The sequence below is a fragment of the Luteimonas salinilitoris genome (genome assembly GCF_041300785.1).
Lineage (GTDB): Bacteria > Pseudomonadota > Gammaproteobacteria > Xanthomonadales > Xanthomonadaceae > Luteimonas > Luteimonas salinilitoris.
On record NZ_JBFWIB010000002.1, the window covers coordinates 592692 to 613050 of the forward strand.

The 20359-nt window shown below is 69.6% G+C and carries 21 protein-coding genes; 17 read left to right on the forward strand and 4 right to left on the reverse strand.

What is annotated here, in order from left to right:
• Nucleotides 1-13 precede the first annotated feature (13 nt).
• Complete coding sequence (gene rpsF, locus AB5T46_RS05920) at nucleotides 14-463, reverse strand: 30S ribosomal protein S6 (protein ID WP_370562930.1); 450 nt, start codon at nucleotides 461-463, stop codon at nucleotides 14-16.
• A gap of 218 nt (nucleotides 464-681) precedes the next feature.
• Nucleotides 682-1014 carry a HesB/IscA family protein gene (locus AB5T46_RS05925; protein ID WP_370562931.1) on the reverse strand — a complete coding sequence of 111 codons (333 nt, stop codon included), beginning with the start codon at nucleotides 1012-1014 and terminating at the stop codon, nucleotides 682-684.
• Between the two features lie 130 nt (nucleotides 1015-1144).
• On the opposite strand from AB5T46_RS05925, the gene asnS reads away from it, so the two are divergent.
• From asnS to AB5T46_RS06005, 16 genes are all read left to right on the forward strand, one after another.
• Complete coding sequence (gene asnS / locus AB5T46_RS05930) at nucleotides 1145-2545, forward strand: asparagine--tRNA ligase (protein WP_370562933.1); 1401 nt, start codon at nucleotides 1145-1147, stop codon at nucleotides 2543-2545.
• Nucleotides 2546-2674: 129 nt separating this feature from the next.
• Nucleotides 2675-2974, forward strand: coding sequence for a hypothetical protein (locus tag AB5T46_RS05935; protein WP_370562934.1), 300 nt, complete (start codon nucleotides 2675-2677; stop codon nucleotides 2972-2974).
• Nucleotides 2971-3300, forward strand: a complete 330-nt coding sequence (locus tag AB5T46_RS05940; RefSeq protein ID WP_370562935.1) for a hypothetical protein — start codon at nucleotides 2971-2973, stop codon at nucleotides 3298-3300. The genes AB5T46_RS05935 and AB5T46_RS05940 overlap by 4 nt, the downstream gene beginning before the upstream one ends.
• An 11-nt stretch (nucleotides 3301-3311) precedes the next feature.
• Nucleotides 3312-3932 carry an FMN-binding negative transcriptional regulator gene (locus AB5T46_RS05945; RefSeq protein ID WP_370562936.1) on the forward strand — a complete coding sequence of 207 codons (621 nt, stop codon included), beginning with the start codon at nucleotides 3312-3314 and terminating at the stop codon, nucleotides 3930-3932.
• Nucleotides 3933-3954: 22 nt separating this feature from the next.
• On the forward strand, nucleotides 3955-4740 hold the full coding sequence (locus AB5T46_RS05950) for an SDR family oxidoreductase (RefSeq protein ID WP_370562938.1): 786 nt from the start codon (nucleotides 3955-3957) through the stop codon (nucleotides 4738-4740).
• A 173-nt stretch (nucleotides 4741-4913) separates the two neighbouring features.
• A complete protein-coding gene (gene nei, locus AB5T46_RS05955; protein ID WP_370562939.1) occupies nucleotides 4914-5726 on the forward strand; it encodes an endonuclease VIII in 813 nt (270 codons plus the stop codon).
• A gap of 303 nt (nucleotides 5727-6029) precedes the next feature.
• Entirely contained in the window at nucleotides 6030-7463 is a 1434-nt protein-coding gene (locus tag AB5T46_RS05960; RefSeq protein WP_370562940.1) for an aldehyde dehydrogenase, read from the forward strand.
• Nucleotides 7464-7583: 120 nt separating this feature from the next.
• Complete coding sequence (gene can / locus AB5T46_RS05965; protein ID WP_370562941.1) at nucleotides 7584-8249, forward strand: carbonate dehydratase; 666 nt, start codon at nucleotides 7584-7586, stop codon at nucleotides 8247-8249.
• A gap of 10 nt (nucleotides 8250-8259) precedes the next feature.
• Nucleotides 8260-8691, forward strand: a complete 432-nt coding sequence (locus tag AB5T46_RS05970; protein WP_370562942.1) for a RidA family protein — start codon at nucleotides 8260-8262, stop codon at nucleotides 8689-8691.
• A gap of 19 nt (nucleotides 8692-8710) precedes the next feature.
• Nucleotides 8711-9232: a 3-hydroxyanthranilate 3,4-dioxygenase gene (locus AB5T46_RS05975; protein ID WP_370562943.1), complete on the forward strand. Its 522-nt coding sequence runs from the start codon at nucleotides 8711-8713 to the stop codon at nucleotides 9230-9232.
• Nucleotides 9233-9418: 186 nt separating this feature from the next.
• Nucleotides 9419-10429, forward strand: coding sequence for an amidohydrolase family protein (locus AB5T46_RS05980; protein ID WP_370562944.1), 1011 nt, complete (start codon nucleotides 9419-9421; stop codon nucleotides 10427-10429).
• A gap of 187 nt (nucleotides 10430-10616) precedes the next feature.
• The gene (kynU, locus tag AB5T46_RS05985) at nucleotides 10617-11888 is read left to right on the forward strand and encodes a kynureninase (RefSeq protein ID WP_370562945.1); all 1272 of its coding nucleotides are present in this window, start codon (nucleotides 10617-10619) and stop codon (nucleotides 11886-11888) included.
• A gap of 132 nt (nucleotides 11889-12020) precedes the next feature.
• Nucleotides 12021-13391, forward strand: a complete 1371-nt coding sequence (locus AB5T46_RS05990; RefSeq protein WP_370562946.1) for an FAD-dependent oxidoreductase — start codon at nucleotides 12021-12023, stop codon at nucleotides 13389-13391.
• A 165-nt stretch (nucleotides 13392-13556) separates the two neighbouring features.
• On the forward strand, nucleotides 13557-14999 hold the full coding sequence (gene sbcB / locus AB5T46_RS05995; protein WP_370562947.1) for an exodeoxyribonuclease I: 1443 nt from the start codon (nucleotides 13557-13559) through the stop codon (nucleotides 14997-14999).
• Between the two features lie 217 nt (nucleotides 15000-15216).
• A complete protein-coding gene (locus AB5T46_RS06000; RefSeq protein ID WP_370562948.1) occupies nucleotides 15217-15903 on the forward strand; it encodes a DUF2461 domain-containing protein in 687 nt (228 codons plus the stop codon).
• A gap of 486 nt (nucleotides 15904-16389) precedes the next feature.
• Nucleotides 16390-16923: a DUF2939 domain-containing protein gene (locus AB5T46_RS06005; protein WP_370562949.1), complete on the forward strand. Its 534-nt coding sequence runs from the start codon at nucleotides 16390-16392 to the stop codon at nucleotides 16921-16923.
• Nucleotides 16924-17028: 105 nt separating this feature from the next.
• Here AB5T46_RS06005 and AB5T46_RS06010 read toward each other — a convergent pair whose 3' ends face one another.
• The gene (locus tag AB5T46_RS06010) at nucleotides 17029-17934 is read right to left on the reverse strand and encodes a 5'-nucleotidase (protein ID WP_370562950.1); all 906 of its coding nucleotides are present in this window, start codon (nucleotides 17932-17934) and stop codon (nucleotides 17029-17031) included.
• A gap of 143 nt (nucleotides 17935-18077) precedes the next feature.
• On the opposite strand from AB5T46_RS06010, the gene AB5T46_RS06015 reads away from it, so the two are divergent.
• Nucleotides 18078-19211 carry an alpha/beta fold hydrolase gene (locus tag AB5T46_RS06015; RefSeq protein ID WP_370562951.1) on the forward strand — a complete coding sequence of 378 codons (1134 nt, stop codon included), beginning with the start codon at nucleotides 18078-18080 and terminating at the stop codon, nucleotides 19209-19211.
• Nucleotides 19212-19576: 365 nt separating this feature from the next.
• Here the strand turns inward: AB5T46_RS06015 and AB5T46_RS06020 are convergent, their stop codons facing one another.
• Nucleotides 19577-20353, reverse strand: a complete 777-nt coding sequence (locus AB5T46_RS06020) for an NAD kinase (RefSeq protein ID WP_370562952.1) — start codon at nucleotides 20351-20353, stop codon at nucleotides 19577-19579.
• Nucleotides 20354-20359 lie beyond the last annotated feature (6 nt).

Below are 20359 nucleotides of genomic sequence, written 5' to 3' on the forward strand. Positions count from 1 at the left end.
CTAAAAGGCGTGGTCAGGCGGCTTCGGCGGTGTCGTCGGCCTTCTCGGCCTGGTCGGGCTTCTCTTTGTCGCTGCCGGCGTCGTCGTCGTCGCGACGGCGGCGTTCGCCACGCTCCCCGCGCTCCGGCTTGTCGCTCTTCTCGTCCTTGTTCTTCATGATCAGCGACTGCTCGGTGATCGGCTCGTCGCGGCGGATCACCAGGTGGCGCAGGATCGCGTCGTTGAAGCGGAAGGTGCCGACGAGCTCATCGAGCACGGCCTGGCCGGCCTCGATGTTGAGCATCACGTAGTGGGCCTTGACCAGGTTGTTGATCGGATAGGCGAGCTGGCGGCGGCCCCAGTCCTCGAGGCGGTGGATCTTGCCGTTGCCGCCTTCGACCAGCGCGGTATAGCGCTCGATCATCGCCGACACCTGCTCGCTCTGGTCCGGATGGACCACGAACACGATTTCGTAATGACGCATGTGGTTTTCCTTTCGGTTATCGATCGCCGGGCGTCGCCCGGCCGGATCGGACAGCTCCCCGACGACCAAGAACGGGCGCGGTGGAGCAAGGGCTCGCGACAGCTGGGCCGCAGCGAGCCGCGTATTATGAAGGATCAAGGACTTGCGGACAAGCCGCCCGGCTGCCGGCCAGCCTTACCCTGCGGGATCGGCGGCGAATGCCGACGCGGGGCGTGGGCTCAGGCGGCGGCGGTGGTGAAGCTCTCGCCGCAGCCGCACTCGGCGGCCATGTTGGGATTGCGGAACTGGAACTGCTGGTTCAGGCCCTGGCGGGCGAAGTCGATCTCGGTGCCGTCGACCAGGGGCAGGCTGTCGGCGTCGACGTAGATGCGCACGCCGTCCTGTTCGCTGACCTGGTCGCCGGGGCGCTCCTCGTGCGCCAGGTCGACCACGTAGCCCCAGCCGGAGCAGCCGGTGCGCTCGACGCCGAAGCGCAGGCCCAGGGCCTGGGGCGAGGCGGCGAGGAAGCTCTTCACGCGTTCCAGTGCGGCGGGGGCGAGATGGATGGCCATGTGTCGATTCTACTCCGTCGTGCCGGCGCACGGTCACGCCGCATGAACGCTGCGTGCCGCAGGCAGTCAGCCGTGACTTCGGTAGACTGCACGGCTCACAGATCTGTTCATCGAACCCGGAATTCAAGGCATGACGACGGTCAGCGTGGCACAGGCGCTCGCAGGCAAGATCCCCGAGGGCGGCGAGGTAACGGTCCGCGGGTGGGTCCGCACCCGGCGCGACTCCAAGGCGGGGCTGAGCTTCGTGAACGTCAGCGACGGCTCCTGCTTCGCGCCGATTCAGGTGGTCGCCGCCGATGCCCTGGACAACTACGAGTCCGAGATCAAGCGCCTGACCGCAGGCTGCGCGGTGATCGCCCGCGGCACCCTGGTGCGCTCGCAGGGCAAGGGCCAGAGCTTCGAGATCCAGGCCGAGGCGGTCGAGGTGGTGGGCTGGGTCGACGATCCCGAGACCTATCCGATCCAGCCCAAGGCGCATTCGCTGGAGTTCCTGCGCGAGGTCGCGCACCTGCGCCCGCGCACCAACCTGTTCGGCGCGGTCACCCGCATCCGCCATTGCCTGGCGCAGGCGGTGCACCGCTATTTCCACGCGCAGGGCTACTACTGGATCGGCACCCCGATCATCACCACTTCCGACGCCGAAGGCGCCGGGCAGATGTTCCGCGTCTCCACGCTGGACCTGGCCAACCTGCCGCGCGGCGAGGACGGCGCGGTCGACTTCTCCCGCGACTTCTTCGGCCGCGAGGCGTTCCTCACGGTGTCCGGCCAGCTCAACGTCGAGGGCTACTGCCTGGCGCTGAGCAAGGTCTACACCTTCGGCCCGACCTTCCGCGCCGAGAACAGCAACACCACCCGCCACCTGGCCGAGTTCTGGATGGTGGAGCCGGAGATCGCCTTCGCCGACCTGGCCGAGAACGCGCGCGTCGCCGAGGACTTCCTCAAGTACCTGTTCCGCGCGGTGCTGGACGAGCGCGGCGACGACATGGCGTTCATCGCCGAGCGCGTGCAGAAGGACGCCATCACCCGGCTGGAGGCGTTCGTCAACGCGCCGTTCGAGCGCATCGACTACGGCGATGCGGTCGACCTGTTGCGCAGGTCCGGGCACAAGTTCGAGTTCCCGGTCGAATGGGGCCTGGACCTGCAGACCGAGCACGAGCGCTGGCTGACCGAGCAGCACGTCGGCCGCCCGGTGGTGGTGACCGACTACCCCGAACACATCAAGGCCTTCTACATGCGCCTGAACGACGACGGCCGCACCGTCGCCGCGATGGACGTGCTGGCGCCGGGCATCGGCGAGATCATCGGCGGTGCCCAGCGCGAGGAGCGGCTGGAGGTGCTCGATACGCGCATGGCGCAGTTCGGGCTCGATCCCGAGCACTATGGCTGGTACCGCGACTTCCGCCGCTACGGCACGGTGCCGCACGCCGGCTTCGGACTCGGCTTCGAGCGCCTGGTGGTGTACGTGTGCGGGCTGTCCAACATCCGCGATGCCATTCCCTATCCGCGGGCGCCGGGCCATGCCGAATTCTAGAAGCGAGGAACGAGTGGAGAGGAACGAGAAACGAGAGAAAAGCGGAGGGCGCCGACGGCGCCGTCGCGGCGCGTGGCTCGTGGCTTCACACTCGTTCCTCGTTCCTCTCCACTCGTTCCTCGTATTCCCATGACCCTGTTCCTCGCCCTGTGCTTCGTCGGCATCGCCATCGGCGGCGCCTGCGCCTTCGTGATCTTCTGGCCGCTGTCGCTGGTACACCTGCGCGAGCGCGATCCACAGTTGCGCGCGCGGCTGGGCGAAGGCGCCTTCCTCAAACCCTCCGCCCTGGGCTGGCTGCTCTCCGGTGGCTATCGCGAATCGCGCGACCGCCAGTTCACCGGGCTGGCGACGCCGGCGCGGATCGCATTGATGACGGTGCTGGCGGCGCTCGGGATGGCCGGGCTGCTGTGGCTGTGGTCGCTGGCATGAACGGGACCCGCGACCCGGCATCACCCATGGCCTACGAGGAATGGTGGCTGGCCACGCTCGGCCGCACCGTGATCTGGGCGCGCCTGCGCGTATGCGCGGGTGGCACCGCCGAGGTCTTCGACAGCGACGGCAACACCCTCGCCTACGACACCGAGGACAGCGCCCGCGCCGCGTTGCTGGACGCCGAGTTCGCCGGCTACGACGGCCTCGACGAGGACGATGCCCTGGCGCGCGGATTCTCGCTGGAAGAGCTGTCGCCGCCGCGCGCGGAGTCGGACGAGGCGCTGCGCGCACAGATGGTGCGCAAGCTCGGCGGCCGCACCTGAGGCGCCGGGGCATGTACACGCCACGCGCCTTCGCCGAAAACGACCTGACCCGGCTGGACCGGCTGGTCGCCGAGGATCCCTTCGTCACCCTGGTCACCAGCGACGCGCAGGGCGCGCCGTTCGCCTCACAGCTGCCGGTGCTGTACCGGCGCAGCGGCGACGACATCCTGATCGAGGGGCACTGGGCCCGGCCCAACCCGCAGGCCGGCCATGGCGCGCATGCGCTGTTGATCGTGCACGGGCCGCACGCGTACGTGTCGGCGGGCTCGTATCCGGACAAGGAGCCCGCGGCGCGGGTGCCGACCTGGAACTACGCGACCGCCCACCTCCACGGCAGCCTGGAGCGCTACGACGACGGCGATGCGCTGGCCGACCTGGTCCTGCGCCTCAGCGACCACCACGAGGCGCGGACCGGCGGCGACTGGCGCTTCGATCCGCAGGAACCGCGCTTTCGCAGCCAACTGCGCGGCATCGTCGGCTTCCGCTTCGTTCCCGAGCGGGTCGAACTGAAGTTCAAGCTCAGCCAGAATCATCCTGCAGAGAACCGGAACGCCGTCGCGGCGACGCTCGAGGCGCGCGACGAGGACGGCGCGCAGGCGGTCGCCGCGCTGATGCGCGCCAACGAATCCTGACCCACACGCACGGAGCCGGCCAATGGACCTCGACCTCAGCGGCAAGCACGCCCTCGTCTGCGGCGCCTCCGAAGGCATCGGCCGCGCCGCCGCGCACGAGCTCGCCCTGCTCGGCGCCGACGTCACCGTGCTGTCCAGGCGCCCCGAGGCGCTGCAGGCGGTGGCCGCCGCCCTGCCCCGCAAGGATGCCCAGCGCCACGACTGGATCGCGGCGGACGTGTCGCAGACGCAGGCGCTGCGGGAACGGGTCGAGGCGCTCGCCGTCGAACGGCCGGTGCAGATCCTGGTCAACAACAGCGGCGGTCCGGCCGGCGGTTCGGCGCATGCCGCCGATGCCGAGGCCTACCTCGATGCCTTCCGCCGCCACCTGATCGCCAACCAGGTCCTGGTGCAGGCGCTGCTGCCGGGCATGCGCGCGGCGCACTGGGGCCGCATCGTCAACGTGATCTCGACCTCGGTGCGCGAACCGATCCCCGGGCTCGGCGTGTCCAACACCGTGCGCGGCGCGGTGGCGAGCTGGGCCAAGACGCTGTCGCGCGAACTGGCGGCCGAGGGCATCACCGTCAACAACGTGCTGCCCGGCTTCACCGAGACCGGCCGCATCGAGCAGATCGTGCGCGACCGCGCCGGCAGGGAGGACCGCGACGAGGAAGCCGTGCGCGCAGCGATGCGCACCGCGGTGCCCGCCGGGCGCTTCGCCCGCCCCGAGGAGACCGGCGGCGTGATCGCCTTCCTCTGCTCGCCCGCGGCCGCCTACGTCAACGGCGTCAGCCTGGCGGTCGACGGCGGGCGGATGCAGTCGATTTGAAGGGCCGGGAATGGGGAATCGGGAATGGGGAATCGAAAAGGCAACGGCTCGCGGCGAATGTGGCGGGATGACTTGCGCCATCCGGGCATTGAAAAGCAGTAGGAGCGCCTGCCAGGGCGCTCGCCGTCCCGGCTTCCCATTCCCGATTCCCGATTCCCCATTCCCGGCTCTCCATGCCTGAAGGCCCGGAAATCCGCCGCACCGCCGACCGCCTCGCCAAGGCGATTGCGGGACGCGTGCTGGCCTCGGCCTGGTTCGCCTTTCCGGCGCTCAAGCGTCACGAACGCACCCTGCGCGGACGCACCGTCGAGGCGGTCGCGCCGCGCGGCAAGGCGCTGTTGATCCATTTCGACCATGGCTGGACGCTGTACTCGCACAACCAGCTGTACGGCGTGTGGCGCGTGGCCGCAGCCGGGGAGCGCCCGGACACCTCTCGCTCGCTGCGGGTGGCGCTGGAGACCGCGGAACGCGCGATCCTGCTGTACTCGGCGTCGGACGTGGCGATGTGGAGGACCGATGCGCTCGCCGAGCATCTGTTCCTGGCCCGGCTCGGCCCGGACGTGCTCGACCCGAAGCTCGACGCAGGCGAGGTGGAAAGCCGCCTGCAGGACCCGCGCTTCGCCGGCCGCCGGCTGGCGGCGCTGCTGCTCGACCAGCGGTTCCTGGCCGGCATGGGCAATTACCTGCGCTCGGAAGTGCTGTTCGAGGCCGGCATCGATGCCTCGCGCAGGCCGGCAGACCTCGATGCCGGCGAACGGCAGCGACTGGCGCATGCGCTGCTGGCGGTGCCGGCGCGCAGCTACCGCGCGCGCGGCATCGAACCGGCCGCGGGCATGCGCGCCGACTACCTGACCGACACGCCCGACGCGTTCCGCTTCCGCGTGTTCGACCGCGAGGGACTTCCCTGCGAGCACTGCGGCACCCCCATCCGCCGCAGCGAGGCCGGCGGCCGCCGCCTGTACTTCTGCCCGCGCTGCCAACGGTGAGCGGGATCGCGCGCTGTTGGCAAATGCCCGGACTTTCCTGCGGCGTGTATCCGGACGCCGGACTTCCGCCTGTCGTGAAGTCGGCGGGCGCATGACTTCACCCCATGTGGGAGTGGCGGTGGCATGCCGCCGCCGGGGAGTCGCGACTTCCGTCGCTCCCACAGTCGCGGTGACGATGTGGCGCCGCCGACCTCCGTCGCCCCGTGGTTCACCGCTCCCGGAATCGCGGGGACAGGCGGGCAGCCTGATGTCGCGGCGACGCTGCCCGCCTGGAATCCACCGCCGCCGCGGTAAGATGCACGGATGCGGCATTTCGCACATTTCATCGGCGGCAAGACGCGGAACGCGGGCAGCAGCCGCCGGCTCGACGTTTTCGATCCTGCCACTGCGCGGACCTATGCGACCGTCGACGACGGCGACGCCGCCGACGTCGGTGCCGCCGTCGATGCCGCCGCCGGGGCGTTCCCCGACTGGGCGGCGCAGCCCAACGACCAGCGTGCGCGCTGGCTGGAACGCCTGGCCGACGCGCTCGAGGCCCGCACCGACGACTTCGCCCATGCCGAGGCGCGCGATGGCGGCAAGCCGTTCGCGCTCGCACGCGACGTGGAGATCCCGCGCGCGGTCGCCAACCTGCGCTTCTTCGCCCATGCCGCCACCCAGTTCTCCAGCGAATCGCACCACGGCCAGGCCGGGCTCAACTACACCCTGCGCACGCCACTGGGCGTGGTCGGCACGATTTCGCCCTGGAACCTGCCGCTGTACCTGTTCACCTGGAAGATCGCGCCGGCGCTGGCCGCCGGCAACACCGTGGTGGCCAAACCGTCCGAGGTCACACCGGCGACCGCCACGCTGCTGGGCGAGTTGGCGGCCGAGATCGGTTTTCCCGCCGGCGCACTCAACATCGTGCACGGCCGCGGGGCGGAGGTCGGCGAGGCCATCGTCGCGCATCCGGGCATCCGAGCGATTTCCTTCACCGGCAGCACCGCGGTCGGCCGCCGCATCGCCGGGATCGCCGGGCCGTTGCTGAAGAAGCTCTCGCTCGAGCTCGGCGGCAAGAACCCGACCCTGGTATTCGCCGATGGCGACTGGCGGGCGCACCTGGACACGCTGGTCCGTTCGGCGTTCCAGAACTCCGGACAGATCTGCCTGTGCGGCTCGCGCGTCCTGGTCGAGCGGCGCATCTACAACGCCTTCCGCGAGGCCTTCGTCGAGGCGGCGCTGGCGCTGCGCGTCGGCGACCCGATGGATTCGGATGCGCGGCTCGGCCCGCTGGTCTCGCAGGCGCACTTCGACAAGGTGCTGGCGGCGATCGCGCGCGCGCGCGACGAAGGCGCCACCGTGCTGTGCGGCGGCGAGGCGCTGCAGCGGCCCGGCTGGTTCGTGGCGCCCACCGTGATCGAGGGCCTCGGGCCCGACTGCGCCACCAATCGCGAGGAGATCTTCGGCCCGGTCGCCACCCTGCAGCCGTTCGACGACGACGCCCAAGCACTGGCGCTGGCCAATGCCGGCGACTACGGCCTGGCGGCCTCGGTCTGGACCCGCGACCTCGACCGCGCGCACCGCCTCGCCGCCGGGCTGCGCGCCGGCATCGTCTGGATCAACACCTGGCTGATGCGCGACCTGCGCACCCCGTTCGGCGGCATGGGCCAGTCCGGCATGGGCCGCGAGGGCGGCCTGGAGGCGATGCGCTTCTTCACCGAGCCGAAGAACGTCGGCATCCGGATCGAAATGCGGTGAAAGGCGCCGTCGTCCAACTGCTGTCGTTGGTCGCCGCGGCGGGCTTCGCGGTCGCCGCGTTCTCCCTCCTGATGGCTTCCATTTTCCTGATGCGGGCGCTCTTCGCCTGATTGGCACACGATGACCGAACTCGACGACCTCCTGAACCGCAATCGCGAATGGGCAGAACGCATCCGCCGCGAGGATCCCGGTTTCTTCGACCGCCTCTCGCAACAGCAGGCGCCGAAATACCTGTGGATCGGCTGCTCCGACTCGCGGGTGCCTGCCAATCAGATCCTCGGGCTGGATCCGGGCGAGGTGTTCGTGCACCGCAACGTCGCCAACCTGGTGGTGCACACCGACCTCAACGCGCTCAGCGCGATCCAGTTCGCGGTCGACCTGCTGAAGATCGAGCACATCCTGGTGGTCGGCCACTACGGCTGCAGCGGCGTGCACGCCAGCCTGACCGGCACCCGCGTCGGGATCGCCGACAACTGGCTGCGTCACGTCGGCGATGTCGCCCAGAAGCACGCGGCATTGCTCGCGCAGGTGCCGACGGACCAGCTACGGCACGCGCGCCTGTGCGAACTCAACGTGGTCGAACAGGTGGTCAACGTCTGCCGCACCACCGTGGTCCAGGACGCGTGGGCACGCGGCCAGGCGATCGACGTGCACGGCTGGGTCTACAGCCTAGCCGACGGCCGCGTGCGGCCGCTGGCGATCGACATCTCCGGCCCCGACGAGGTCGAGCCGGCCTACACCGCCGCCATTGCCGGCATGCCCACCACCACCCCGCGCGACGGATAGGAGCCGATCGATGAGCGATATCGTCCGCACCGACGCCGCACCGCCGCCGGTCGGCGCCTATCCGCACGCGCGCCGGGTCGGCGGGCTGCTGTTCCTGTCGGGCATCGGCCCGCGCAACCCGGCCACGAACGCGATCCCCGGCAACGAGGTCGACGCCGACGGCCGCCTGCTTGGCTACGACATCGCCGCCCAGACCCATGCCGTGTTCGCGAACGTCCGCGCGGTGCTCGAGGCCAGCGGCGCGCGCTGGCAGGATCTGGTGGACGTGACCGTCTACCTCACCGACATGGCGCGTGATTTCGCCGCCTACAACGCGATCTGGGCCGAATACTTCCCCGATGCCGGCGCCGCGCCCTGCCGCACCACGCTCGGCATCGACGCCCTGCCCACGCCGATCGCGATAGAGTTGAAGTGCGTCGCGGCGCTGCCCGGCCGCTCCTGACGTCAGAAGGAGAGCCCGCATGCTGCCCGAACCGCTGAATTTCCAGGCCTGGATCGAAGAGAACCGCCACCTGCTGAAGCCGCCGGTCGGCAACAAGTGCATCTACGACGGCGACTTCATCGTGATGGTGGTCGGCGGCCCGAACCAGCGCACCGATTACCACTGGGACGAGGGCCCGGAGTGGTTCTACCAGATCGAGGGCGAGATGACCCTGCGCGTGCAGGACGAGGGCCGCCCGCGCGACATTCCGATCCGCGCCGGCGAGACCTTCCTGCTGCCGCCGCGCATCCCGCATTCGCCGCAGCGCGGCCCGGACTCGATCGGGCTGGTGATCGAGCGCAAGCGCCTGCCGCACGAGAAGGACGGGCTGCTGTGGTACTGCGAGCGCTGCAACCACAAGCTGTACGAGGAGTATTTCCACCTCGGGGACATCGAAAAGGACTTCCCGCCGGTGTTCGAGCGCTTCTACGCGTCGAAGGAACACCGGACCTGCGGCAACTGCGGGCACCTCAACCCTGCACCGGTGAAGTATGCCGCGTAGAGCGGAGCTTGCTCCGCTGCGCCGACTCCAGGCCCATCCCGTAGAGCCGAACTTGCTCGGCTGCTCCGGCTCCGGATCAAGAGCAGCCGAGCAAGCTCGGCTCTACGCGGGGCTCCGGCGCGGCGCCGGCAGGCGCGCACACCGGGCGATTCGCAAGCGCGCCGCGGGGACCGCTAGAATGCCGTCGTGCTGAAGATCGACATCCACGCCCATTACCTGCCGCGCAGCTGGCCCGACCTGGCCGCCAAGTACGACGACGCGCGCTTTCCGGTGATCCACCACACCGCCGACGGCCGCCACCGCATCTACAAGGACGGGCGCTTCTTCCGCGAGATCTGGTCCAAGACCTGGGACGCGCAGGAGCGGATCGACGACTACGCCCGCTTCGGCGTGCAGGTGCAGGTGATCAGCACCGTGCCGGTGATGTTCAGCTACTGGGCGAAACCGCACCAGGCGCTGGAACTGCACCAGGCACTCAACGATCACATGGCGAAGACCGTGGCGGCGCACCCGCGCCACTACGCCGGCATCGGCACCGTGCCGCTGCAATCCCCGCGACTGGCGATCCAGGAACTCGAGCGTTGCATGGACCAGCTGGGCCTGCAGGGCGTGCAGATCGGCTCGCATATCGGCGAGTGGAACCTGGACGCGCCGGAACTGTTCCCGTTCTTCGAGGCCGCCGCCGATCTCGGCGCCGCGATCCTGGTGCACCCCTGGGACATGATGGGGACCGACAGCATGCCCAAGTACTGGCTACCGTGGCTGGTCGGGATGCCGGCCGAGCAGTCGCGCGCGGCCTGCTGCCTGGTCTTCGGCGGCGTGCTCGAGCGACTGCCGAAGCTGAAGGTGTGCATGGCGCACGGCGGCGGCAGTTTTCCGTACACCATCGGCCGCATCGAACACGGCTACAACATGCGCCCGGACCTGGTCGCCACCGACAACCCCAACAACCCGCGCGACTACCTGCAGCGGCTGTACTTCGACTCCTGGGTCGCCGATCCACGCGCGCTGCGCTACCTGATCGACACCTGCGGCGTCGAGCGGGTGATGCTCGGCACCGACTATCCGTTCCCGCTCGGCGAGCAGACCCCCGGTGCCGGCATCGCCGAGTTGGACCTGGCGGAGGCCGAACAGGCCCGGCTCTATCACGGCACGGCGCTGGAATGGCTGGACCTGTCGATGTCTCGTTTCAGATGATGATTGGCCACGGATTTGCGCGGATCAGCACGGACAAGGGCCAAAGGCGGCAGATGCGGACCGGTGGAATCCGTAGCAACCGAGCAAGCAGTAGGCATACGCGACGATGGATGATGTACGCGATAGCCCCTCGGATCGGCTCTGTCCGCGTTCATCCGCGCAAATCCGCGGCAAACAGAAGACAGGAATGACCGATATCTTTTCCGTAGATTACGCGCGGCGGCAGGACGCCGACGATCCGCTGGCCGGCCTGCGGCGGGAATTCCTGATCCCGAAGCACGATGGCGACGACCAGGCGTATTTCTGCGGCAATTCGCTCGGATTGCAGCCGAGAGCCGCGCGGGCGCATGTCGAGGAGGTGCTCGACAAATGGGCGATGGAGGCGGTGGAGGGACATTTCACCGGCCAGGCGCAGTGGATGCCCTACCACGAACTGGTGCGCGAGCCGCTGGCCGACGTGGTCGGCGCCCAGCCGGCGGAGGTGGTGGCGATGAACTCGCTCACCGCCAACCTGCACCTGATGCTGGTCAGCTTCTATCGCCCCACCCGCGCGCGGCCGGCGATCCTGATGGAGGCAGGCGCGTTTCCCTCCGACCGCTACGCGCTGGAGTCGCAGGTCCGCTTCCACGGTTTCGACCCGGCGACCGACCTGATCGAGCTGCAGGCGGACGAGGCCGACGGCACGATCTCGATGCAGGCGATCGAACGCGCGATCGCCGAGCACGGTCCGCGCCTGGCGCTGGTGCTGTGGCCGGGCGTGCAGTACCGCACCGGGCAGGCCTTCGACCTGGCGGAAATCGCCCGCCTGGGGCATGCGGCCGGCGCCGTGGTCGGCTTCGACCTGGCCCATGCCGTCGGCAACCTGTCGCTGCGGCTGCACGACAGCGGCGCCGATTTCGCGGTCTGGTGCCACTACAAGTACATGAACGCCGGTCCCGGCGCGGTCGCCGGCTGCTTCGTGCATGCGCGCCACGCGCGCACCGACCGACCACGCTTCGCCGGCTGGTGGGGGCACGAGCGGGAAAGCCGTTTCCGCATGGGGCCCGAGTTCGTGCCCACGCCCGGCGCCGACGGCTGGCAGCTGAGCAACCCGCCGATCCTGGGACTGGCGCCGCTGCGCGCCTCGCTGGAACTGTTCTCGCGCGCCGGCATGGACGCGCTGCGCAGGCGGTCCGAGCACCTTACCGGGTATCTGGAAGCGCTGATCCGCGAATCGCTGTCCGACACGCTGCGGATCGTCACCCCGGGCGAGCCGCAGCGGCGCGGCTGCCAGCTGTCGCTGCGCGTGGCCGGCGGACGCGAACGCGGCCGGGCACTGTTCGAATTCCTGGCGTCGCGCGGCGTGCTCGGCGACTGGCGCGAACCGGACGTGATCCGCATCTCCCCCGCCCCGCTGTACAACACCCACGCCGACGTGTTGCGCTTTGCGCGCGCGGTGGAAGCATGGCGTGGCGGATGAACGCATTTTCAGCCGCGGATCGACGCGGATGAACGCGGATAAGGCGCAAAGTGGTCCGTGCCGACTCGATTCATCTTCATCCGCGTTCATCCGCGCTAATCCGTGGCTGAAAGCTTTCGCAATGGAGGTACGATGACGCCGGAACGCAACCACATCGCCATCGTCGGCGCCGGCCTGGCCGGCGCGCTGCTCGCGATCCTGCTGGCACGCAAGGGTTGGCGCGTCGACGTGTACGAAAAACGCGGCGATCCGCGGGTGCGGGGCTACGCCGGCGGGCGCTCGATCAACCTGGCCCTGGCCGAACGCGGCCGCCACGCCCTGCAGCAGGCCGGCGCCGAAGCCGCGGTGATGGCGCACGCGGTGATGATGCGCGGACGCATGGTGCACTTCACCGACGGCAGCCAGCAGCTGCAGCGCTACGGCCGCGACGACTCCGAGGTGATCTGGTCGGTGCACCGCGGCGACCTCAACATCACCCTGCTCGACCTGGCCGAGCGCGCCGGCGCGGCGGTGCATTTCGACCGCCGGCTCGACAGCATCGACTTCGACGCCCGCCGCGCCCGCTTCGTCGACGACCGCGACGATTCCGCATGCGAGGTGACGTTCCGGACGCTGGTCGGCGCTGACGGCGCCGGCTCGGCGTTGCGCGCGGCGATGCAGCGCGAGACCGACCTGGGCGAGCGCGTCGAGACCCTGGACCATTCGTACAAGGAGCTGGAGATCCCGCCCACACCCGACGGCGGTTTCCGCATCGAACCCAACGCCCTGCACATCTGGCCGCGCGGCGACTACATGTGCATCGCCCTGCCCAACGACGAGCGCACGTTCACGGTCACGCTGTTCATGCCCAACCACGGCAGTCCGGGATTCGACACCGTGCGCACCCCGGCCGATGCGCGCGCGCTGTTCGCCCGCGATTTCGCCGATGCGCTGCCGCTGATCCCGGACCTCGAGGCCGACTGGGCCCGCAACCCCGCCGGCACGCTGGCGACGCTGTACCTGGACCGCTGGCACCTGGACGACCGCGCGGTGCTGATCGGCGATGCCGCGCATGCGATGGTCCCGTTCCACGGCCAGGGCATGAACTGCGCCTTCGAGGACTGCGTGGCGCTCGCCGACCGGCTGGAGGCGGAGGCGTCGCCGGCGGAGGCCTTCGCCGCATTCGCGGCGGAGCGGCGGCCGAACGCCGCGGCGATCCAGCACATGGCGCTTGAAAACTACCGCGAGATGCGCGATCGCGTCGACGACGCCGACTATCTGCTGCAGCGGCAGCTGGAACTGGAACTGCAGCAGCGCCACCCCGATCGTTTCGTGCCGCACTACGCCATGGTCAGCTTCATGCACATCCCGTACGCCGTCGCACTCGAGCGCAGCAATCTCCAGCACGACATCCTCGAGCGCGCCACGCGCGGCATCCGCGATCCCGCCGATGTCGACCGGGCCGCGCTCGACGCCGACGTACGACGCCAGCTTCCGCCGCTGCAGGAGGGCGCGCCTCCGTGAACCGCGCCCCCACGACTCCTCCGCCCAAGCAGGAAACGATGCCGTCGCCACGGCTTACGACAATGAATAGCCGCGCCCGCGCCCCCACAAACCCTCCGCCCAAGCAGCGAACGATGCCGTCGCCACGGCTTGCGAAAGTGACTAGCCAATAGCACCGCACTTCTTATGCCTACCAGCTTCCTCTTCTACGATCTCGAAACCTTCGGCAGCGATCCGCGCCGCACCCGCATCGCGCAGTTCGCGGCGATCCGCACCGACGAGGCGCTGAACGAGATCGACGCCCCGATCGACTTCATGGTGCGTCCCGCCGACGACCTGCTGCCCACGCCGGCCGCCAGCCTGGTCACCGGCATCGCGCCGCAGGACGCGCTGCGCGACGGCGTCGGCGAGGCCGACGCGTTCGCCCGCATCTTCGAGGCGATGTCGCAGCCGCGCACCTGCAGCGTGGGCTACAACTCGCTGCGCTTCGACGACGAGTTCGTGCGCCACGGCCTGTTCCGCAACTTCTACGATCCCTATGAGCGCGAGTGGCGCAGCGGCAACTCGCGCTGGGACCTGCTCGACGTGTTGCGGCTGGCCTATGCGCTACGTCCGCAGGGGATCGTCTGGCCGAAGCGCGACGACGGCGCCTGCTCGTTCCGGCTCGAGCATCTGGCCGCGGCCAACGGCGTGCGCACCGGCGACGCGCACGAGGCGCTGTCGGACGTGCGTGCGCTGATCGGCATGGCGCGCCGCCTGCGCGCAGCGCACCCGCGGCTGTGGGACTACGCGCTGCGCCTGCGCGACAAACGCCACGCCGCCGGCCTGCTCGACACCGTCGCCATGCAGCCGGCGCTGCACGTCTCGCAACGCTACCCGGCCACGCGCATGTGCGCCGCGCCGGTGCTGCCGCTGGCCGTGCACCCGCGCATCGACAGCCGCGTGATCGTGTTCGACCTGGACAGCGATCCCGACGCGCTGCTGGCGCTGGAACCGGAGGCGATCGCCGACCGCCTCTATACCCCGACCGCCGACCTGCCGCCCGGCGAGAGCCGCATTGCGTTGAAGGAAGTGCATCTCAACCGCTGCCCGGCGCTGGTCGCCTGGCACCACCTCACCCGCGCCGACATCGACCGCCTGGGCATCGACCCCGCCGCAGTCTCGGCCCGCGCCGCGCGCCTGCGCGAAGCAGGTCCGGCGCTGGCCGAGAAGGTGCGCCGCGTCTATGCGACGGAGGCCGCACGGGCGCCATCGGACGTCGACGCCGCGCTCTACGACGGCTTCATCGCCGATGCCGACCGCCGCCGCTTTCCCGAGGTGCGCGCGACGCCGGCGGAAGCGCTGGGCACGCGCACGTTCGGCTTCCAGGATCCGCGCCTGCCGGAGCTGCTGTTCCGCTACCGCGCCCGCAACTGGCCGCACACGCTCGACGCCGCCGAGCGGCAGCGCTGGGACGACTACCGGCGCCGGCGCCTGGCCGAGGGCAGCGAGCTGTCGGAACTGTCGCTGCCCGGCTTCTTCGCCGAGATCGCCGCGCTCCGGCTCGTTCATGCCGGCGACGGCGCCAAGCTCGCGTTGCTCGACCGGCTGGAGGCATGGAGCCGCGAGCGCGAGGTGGAACTGGGCTGACGCCGGTCCCCGCCTTTTCTGTCTCCTTGGGCGCCAACGCGATCTCCAGCGGCCTTGCGGGCGGGTTTCGACCAAGCGAGTATCGGGGAGCGACTCGAAACGCGCCCGCAAGGCCGCCCCGCGAACGCTCCGCGATTCCGGCGCCAATCGATCTTTCGGAGCCGGGAGCCGGCCACGTAAACCCAAGCTTCGTCCCCATCGCCACCGCACCCCACGCATGACGACCTACTTCAGCGATCGCTCCTTCCGCTTCCTGCGCGCCCTCGCCCGCCGCAACGAACGCGCCTGGTTCCACGCCCACAAGGCGGACTACGAAGCGCACGTGCGCGAGCCGTTCCGGCGCCTGCTGTCGGACCTGCATCCCGATGTCCTCGCGGTCAGCCCGCACTTCCGCGCCGACCCGAAGCCGGTCGGCGGCTCCCTGTTCCGGATCCACCGCGACACCCGTTTCGCCAACGACAAGTCGCCGTACAAGACCTGGCAGGGCGCGCGCCTGTTCCACGAGCGCAGCCGTGAAACCGCGGCACCGTCCTGGTACCTGCACCTCGAGCCGGGCGACTGCTTCGTGGCCGCCGGCATCTGGCATCCGGAGTCGCCGGTGCTGCGTCGCATCCGCCAGTTCGTGGTCGACAATCCCGCCGGCTGGAAGACCGCCGCGCACGCACCGGCCTTCCGGCGACGCTACCGGCTCGGCAGCCAGGAGATGCTGGTGCGGCCGCCGCGCGGCTTTCCCGCCGACTTCGAGTTCATCGAGGACCTGCGCCGGCGCAACTTCATCGCCCTGCGCAGCATCGACGACGCCACCATGGCCGGCCCGCGCCTGCGCCAGGTCCTGGCCCGCGACCTGCGTGCCACCGCACCGTTCATGGACTACCTGTGCGCGGCGCTGGACCTGGAGTTCTAGATTCTCGGCTCACGCCCCGCGCGGCAAACCGAAGGCGCCGTGTGGTGCCACAAAAACGGCGATTCGCGGGCCTCGGAGCCAGCGGCGCCCGAGCCGGGGCATGCTCCCCGGCTCGGTCCGCCATCCATGGCGGACTCGCCGCCGCAGGCCATCCATGGCCTGCTATCCGCATACCCCGGCCCGGACGCCGCATCGGTGATTCGCTTTCGGATGCTCGGAGGCCCTCCCACCGAAGTCGACGAGCGTTGGAGCGGGAGGCGTGCCGCGGGGATTGCGGAGAGCTGCACAGGGATGTGCAGCGGCCCTGAGTCCGGCCATGGATGGCCGGACCGAAGGGCGGAGCAATCCCCGCGGTGCGGCTCCCGCCCCGCGCGGACCGCCGAAGGCGCTCTTCCATTGTTTCCAAGCGAACATGACGAACCGGCTTTGCAGAGGTTCAGCGATGCGCGGCACACTGGGCCGAACCCGGCCGCCATGGAGCGACGCATGAAGAAATGGATCTGGCTCGCCGCAGCGCTGCTGCTGGCGCTCTGCGCCTATGTTGCCGCCGGTCCGTACCTGACCATCCGTGCCATCCAGCAGGCGGTACAGGAGGACGACACCCGGGCGCTCGCGCGGCAGGTCGATTTCCCGGCGCTGCGCAGCAGCCTCAAGCTGCAGCTCGACGATTACCTGGTCCGCAGCGCCGGCGCCGATGCGCAGGGCAGCGCCCTCGGCCAGATCGGCCTCCGGATCGCCAGCGGCGTGGCCGGCGGCGCGGTCGATGCGATGGTGACCCCGGTGGGGCTCGCGGCGATGATGGAGGGCCGCCGTGTCTGGCGGCGCGTCGACGTCCGCGCTCTGCCACAACAACCCGCCGGCGAACCGGCGGCGAAGCCGCTCCAGGATGCCGAACGCCGCTATGAGTCACCGTCGCGCTTCACCGCGACCGTCCATGACGACGCCGGCCGCCCGGTGGTGTTCGTGCTCACCCGCGATGGCCTGCGCTGGCGCCTGTCCGACATCCGCCTGCCGTTGTAGAGCGGAGCTTGCTCCGCTGCTTCGGGCTCCGGAGCCCGCACAGCCGAGCAAGCTCGGCTCTACAGGTCCAGGCTCCGGAGCCTACGTAGCGGAGCAAGCTCCGCTCTACGGGTTGGAGACGCCGTGCGGCACGTGGCCGGTGGCCACGTGCAGGCGCGCCGAGTCGATATTGTGCTGGGAGTCGTCGAAGAAGATGTCGGCGCCGAACGCCTCCAGGAACGGGCCCTTGGCGCGGCCGCCGAGAAACAGCGCCTCGTCCAGCCGCACGCCCCACTCGCGCAGCGTGCGGATCACCCGCTCGTGCGCCGGGGCCGAGCGCGCGGTGACCAGAGCGGTGCGGATCGGCGAGCCCTCCCCCGGTGGATAGGCCGCCTGCAGATCGTGCAATGCCGACAGGAACGCGCGGAACGGGCCGCCCGACAACGGCTCGCGCGCACGCTCGCGCTCGTGCCGGTGGAACGCCTCGATCCCGCCTTCCTGCGAGACCCGCTCGCCCTCGTCGCCGAAGATCACCGCGTCGCCGTCGAACGCGATGCGCAACTGGTCGTGGCGATGCTGCGGCGCCTTGGCCGGCAGGATCGTCGCCGCGGCGACGTCGTTGGCCAGCGCCCGCCGCACCGACTCCGGATTGGCCGACAGGAACAGCTGCGCGCCGAACGGTCGGATGTACGGCCAGGTCGGCTCGCCCGAGGTGAAGGTTGCGCGCGAGATCGGCAGGCCGTGATGCTGGATCGAATTGAAGATGCGCAAGCCGGTATCGGCGGAATTGCGCGACAGCAGGATCACCTCGACCCGCGGCGCGTCCGGCGCCGCGCCCTCGTTCAGCGCCAGCAGCTTGCGCACAAGAGAGAAGGCGATGCCCGGCTCCAGGATCTCGTCCTCGTACCTGCGCTGGTGTTCGGCATAGGCCTCGATGCCGTCGCGCTCGAACAGCGCGTGGCTGTCCTCCAGGTCGAACAGCGCCCGTGAGGAGATCGCGACGATCAGCGGCGGCGGGGTATCTGCGGACATGGCGCGAGTATGCGCGATGAATACGCAGGCAGGCGAGAGGCGCGCCGTTGGCCCGGTTCGATGCCGTGACGATCGACACTGCACCCGCGAACCGGTGGTTGCGACACTCGAATCGAACCCGGCCGTTCATGACTGGAGTCGACATGACCCGCACATTGCGCAGCTTCCTGCTCACGACTTGCATCATCGGGTGCGTCGCCACGACGCCCGCCGCCGCCGGGCCGGAGACCGGGGCCGGCGGCGAATCGCCCTACGCCGAAGCGAAGCGGATCATCGGCGACGTGCAGCGCATCGTCACGCCCGACGGCGTGCAGGAAATGTACCGGGTTCCCCTCGGCGGCATCGACCAGTGGATCTCGGTCCGCGGCGCCGATCGCGACAATCCGATCCTGCTGTACCTGCACGGTGGCCCCGCGGCGCCCATGATGCCGGCGGCATGGACATTCCAGCGCCCGTGGGAGGACTATTTCACCGTCGTCCAGTGGGACCAGCGCGCCGCCGGAAAAACGTACCTGGCGAACGATCCGGACGCGGTCGCGCCGACGATCCTGATCGACCGCTATGTCGCCGACACCATCGAGCTGATCGCACACCTGCGCGAGACCTACGGCAAGCGCAAAGTCTTTCTCCTCGGCCACAGCTGGGGTTCGATCGTCGGCATGCGCACCCTGGTGGAGAAGCCGGAATGGCTGCATGCCTATATCGGCCTCGGCCAGATCATCCAGCCCGGCCTTGGCGAACGCATCGGCTACGAGTACGCGCTCGCGCAGGCGACGAAAGACGGCAACCGCGAGGCGATCGTCGAACTCGAGGCGCTGGCGCCCTACCCCGGCGGCGACGTGCGCGGCGGCCGCATCGACCGGCAGCGCAAGTGGGTGATCCACTACGGCGGGCACAGCGCCTATCGCGACAACTCCGACTACTATTTCGCATCGCAGCGACTGTCGCCCGACTACAGCGAGGCCGACCGCAAGGCCATCGGCCTGGGCAGCGCGTTGACGCTCGACCGGATCCTGGGACAGTGGAACGACGTCGACTTCCGCGAGGTCCGCAAGGTCGAAGCGCCGGTACTGATGTTCATGGGACGCCACGACTACAGCACCCCCTCGCGGGCGGCGGCGGACTGGCTGGAACAGGTCGAGGCGCCCGCCAAGCAGGCCGTGTGGTTTGAGCACTCGGCGCATTTCGCCCCGCTGGAAGAGCCTGGCCGGACACTGATGGCGCTGGTCACCCGGGTGCGTCCGCTGGCGAAAGCCGTCGGCGACAGCGAGCCGTAAAAAACCGGGGTCAGAGTGCACTTTTCTCCGGCGATGGCTTGCTACCCATGGGAACTGGGAAAAAGTGCACTCTGCACCCTGAGGTTTCCCCACATTTCCTGGCGCTTGTCTTCCCCCTTTGAAAAAGGGGGATTGAGGGGGCGAAAGCCGCCGCTTGCAAGCCGCAGGCTTGCGGCGGCTTGAGTGCCCTCGCGCGCTGCGCGGGGGCCGGGAATCGCGAAGCGATTTGCTTTGGCCTTGACTTAGCCGGGCCCAGCAAATCCCCCCAACCCTCCTTTTTCAAAGGGGGGAAGTAGCCAAGCCGTTGAATTGATTGCAGGAAAACAGGGGAACCCTCAGACTCAGACCCCGGTTTTAGATGCGCCTCAGACCACGAACTGCTCGCTGAGGATGCGTTCCTCGAGGTTGTGCTCGGGATCGAACAGCAGGGTCACGATCCGGTCCTGCGATTCGCGGATGGTCACCTCGATCACGTCGCGCACCTCGTGCGAGTCGGCGGTGGCGCTGACCGGGCGCTTGTAGGGATCGAGCACGCGGAAGCGCACCTCCGTCTGCGCCTTGAGCAACGCCCCACGCCAGCGTCGCGGCCGGAATGCGGCGATCGGCGTGAGCGCGATCACGCTGGCGCCCAGCGGCATGATCGGCCCGTGCGCGGAGAAGTTGTACGCCGTGCTGCCGGCGGGGGTCGCGACCAGCACGCCGTCGCAGATCAGCTCGTCCAGGCGCGGCTTGCCGTTGAGGTCGATGCTCAGGTGCGCGGCCTGGCGGGTCTGCCGCAGCAGCGAGACCTCGTTGTAGGCCAGCGAGCCGACGCTCGCACCCGATTCGGTCTGCGCGATCATCTCCAGCGGCCGCAGCACCGCCGGCTCGACCACCTGCAGCCGCTCCAGCAGCCCTTCCTGGCGATAGTGGTTCATCAGGAAGCCGACGCTGCCGAGCTTCATGCCGTAGACCGGCTTGCCGAGCGCGCCGTGCCGGTGCAGCGTCTGCAGCATGAAGCCGTCGCCGCCGAGCGCGCACAGCACGTCGGCCTCCTCCGGCTCATGCTGGCCGTGCTCGGCGACAAGCGACTCGAGCGCCCCGCGCGCATCGTCCGTGGCGCTGGCGAGAAAGGCGATGCGCGGAGGCTGGCCGGAACTCATGGCCGC